Here is a 2,507-nt window from a genome sequence, read left to right as displayed (position 1 = left end):
GGTCTACGGCTCACTCGATCAGTCGAATTAGTGAGGTATTACAATGCTTTGGGTGATTAAGTGGTGCCCAGAAGAGGACGTCGAACTTTCAGTATTTATATTTAATTACAGGTATTTATTTTGGTTCTAAAATATAAAAGCGGTCCTGAAAACGGTCCTGATTTTGGAGCTTACACTTCATGAGGTCTGCTATGCGGACACAGCCAACCTAGGTGGACAGTTATCCAACTTCTACTTTTTCCAAGCTGCGTGTGCAGAGAAGAATTACCTGTTCGGGACGCTACTATTCAATGCGACTCTTGTTTCCGGGAACGTGTCTACGGCCGCCTGCAATTCGGAGTGCTCTTTTGCATAGTCCCGAATGCTGATCCCGTTGCGGGCCGCGTCTGCGGCTTGGCGCAGGGCAATTACGCCAGCGGCTGCGCCGTTTGGGTGACTTAGGATGCCGCCGCCTGCACAGTAGATGAAGTCGTCATTGCCCAGCAAGGCGCGCGCAGGATCAATCTGCCAGACCGTTTGACCTGAGGAATAGACGGGCATTGCCAGATGTGCAGGGCCGCCTTCAGTAATTGGCTTTTGAACCGAGGTTGCCGATTGCGCGATCACATCATCAGTTTCGGTAAATTTGTTTGCCAGACCGTTCACGTGCAGGTGGTCCGCGCCCGCAAGGCGCCAGAGCTTTTGCATTACCGGAAAGCTGATCCCGATATTAGACGAGCGGGAATAGATCCCCCAACCCGCACGGTGTCCGTGAATTGTCATCTGGCTACGATTGCGCAAGGCGCGCAGGCCAGTTAAGCCGACAGAATTGATGCAGACCATCGCGCATGTACCGCCATGCGCCTCAAGAAGCTCCAGATTGTGCCACATCTGGTCAATTTCGTCGGTGAGATTGAAGGCATACATAACCCGTTTGCCCGTCTTGTTGGTATGAGCGTTGAGCACTCGGGACACCTCTTTGACGCGTTCGTCGAACGGGCAATGGGGGCCATTGGCCTGTAATTCGTCGTCTTTGATAAAGTCGATCCCAGCTTCAACCAGCGTTTGCACAAGGCCGGCGGTTTCCGAAGGGTTCATGCCAACGCTGGGCTTGATTATAGTTCCGATGATTGGCCCTTGATGCCCTCCCATGAAGTTCCGCGTGCCCGTTGCCCCAAACTGTGGGCCGGGATGCTCCATGGCGAAAGCGCTTGGCAGGTTCATATCAACAAGGCGAATGGCCGAGAGTTCGGCTAGTTCAAACAGGTTGCCCGCCAGCGTGGACATAAGCGTTGGTAGGGAAGTTCCGAAATTGTCCAAGGACCAGCTGACGGTTACCAAGCCGCTTTCGTAACTGTTGCCAGCCTTGCGGCTGGGCAAAGACGGAGTCGCACGGCTGCCCGTGATCTCGATCCGTTCGATCCGAGCGGCAGAGCGTGCGCGTAATTCGTCTGTTTCGGCGGCCAGCCTTGTGAAAGTACCAGTGGATTGCTCTCCGGCAAGGACTTCTGCAGCGCGGGCAACGCCGACAGGCGATTCAATATCATAGGTTGCGGTGATGCGGTTCATTGGGGTCCTCCTCCGTTTCTGATCCAGCCAAAATAGTCATGGCTGCCCATCTGGCCGCCTTTAAGTGCAAGCTGCAGGCCGTCCATCGGCCCTTCAGCATGAGCTTGAAATAGCGCTGCACCTGGAATTGTCGGTGCCAGCGCCGTGAGGGCATAGATGCCCAGCTGACGCGTCGCATGGCCCGAGGTGTCTCCGCCCGAGACCACAGCGCGGCGCACCCCGCTTTCCGTCAACGTTTGGTGCAGAATGTATCCCAGTGCTTCGCCTGTCTGTTGGTTGGCTGCTGCGATATCTTCTGATGCGGCGGCTTTGAATGCCTCGACGGTTGGATCATCAGGGCCTTCGGCGGTATAGACGAGAGGGTCGCGCCCTTGGCTGATGACCTCCAGACAGGCTGCAACCGTACGGGCGACCTCTTCGTCGAGAGCTTCCTGACTTCGGCAGACGCAGGTTGCATCAAATGCAATACCCGCGAAGCCGTTGTTCTTTGCCCAGGCAATTTGATCTGCGGTGGTGGGCGAGACGGAACCTGACACAACGACCATCCGGTCCGCCGGTCCGATCCCTTGTGGCGTGGCAACCTTGGCGATCTGCCCCGTATGCTGCCAGTGATGCACGAGGGCATACTCGACGCCTTGAGAGCCAACGACAAACGGGTTGGCCGCGCGCCCGTCCCAGAGCATACGGCCTATAACTGATTCAGTTCTGTCGTCCATGCAATCGAGTGTTACCACATCGATTCGGTCAGGGTTGGCCGCTGTCTTTGGTAGCTGCGCTCCTGCGAACAAATCTTCCAGCGTCAGGCACCGAGTAATGACTTTTTTCGACTGTAAAGCGATATGTTTGGCCACGTCGGATTCAGTCATGGGTGTGACCGGGTGGCGCGACATCACAGGGTGTCGATCAAGTCGGCATACAGCGTCACCAAAGCCCGCAAACAGATGCCCGAAAGACTGGTA

The 2,507-nt window shown here is 55.8% G+C and carries 2 protein-coding genes; both read right to left on the bottom strand.

Annotated features, from left to right (window positions below; genetic code table 11):
• Positions 1-264: 264 nt before the first annotated feature.
• Positions 265-1,548: a ribulose-bisphosphate carboxylase large subunit family protein gene (locus tag QZ279_RS08735; protein ID WP_293449982.1), complete on the bottom strand. Its 1,284-nt coding sequence runs from the start codon at positions 1,546-1,548 to the stop codon at positions 265-267.
• The coding region (locus QZ279_RS08730; protein WP_293449981.1) for a nucleotide-binding domain containing protein at positions 1,545-2,507 on the bottom strand (963 nt) is incomplete at its 5' end. The genes QZ279_RS08730 and QZ279_RS08735, both read right to left, overlap by 4 nt.

The sequence above is a fragment of the Planktotalea sp. genome (genome assembly GCF_018607965.1).
Classification (GTDB): Bacteria; Pseudomonadota; Alphaproteobacteria; order Rhodobacterales; family Rhodobacteraceae; genus Planktotalea.
Note: the sequence above shows the minus strand (reverse complement) of the source record. Positions and strands in the feature narration are given on the sequence as shown.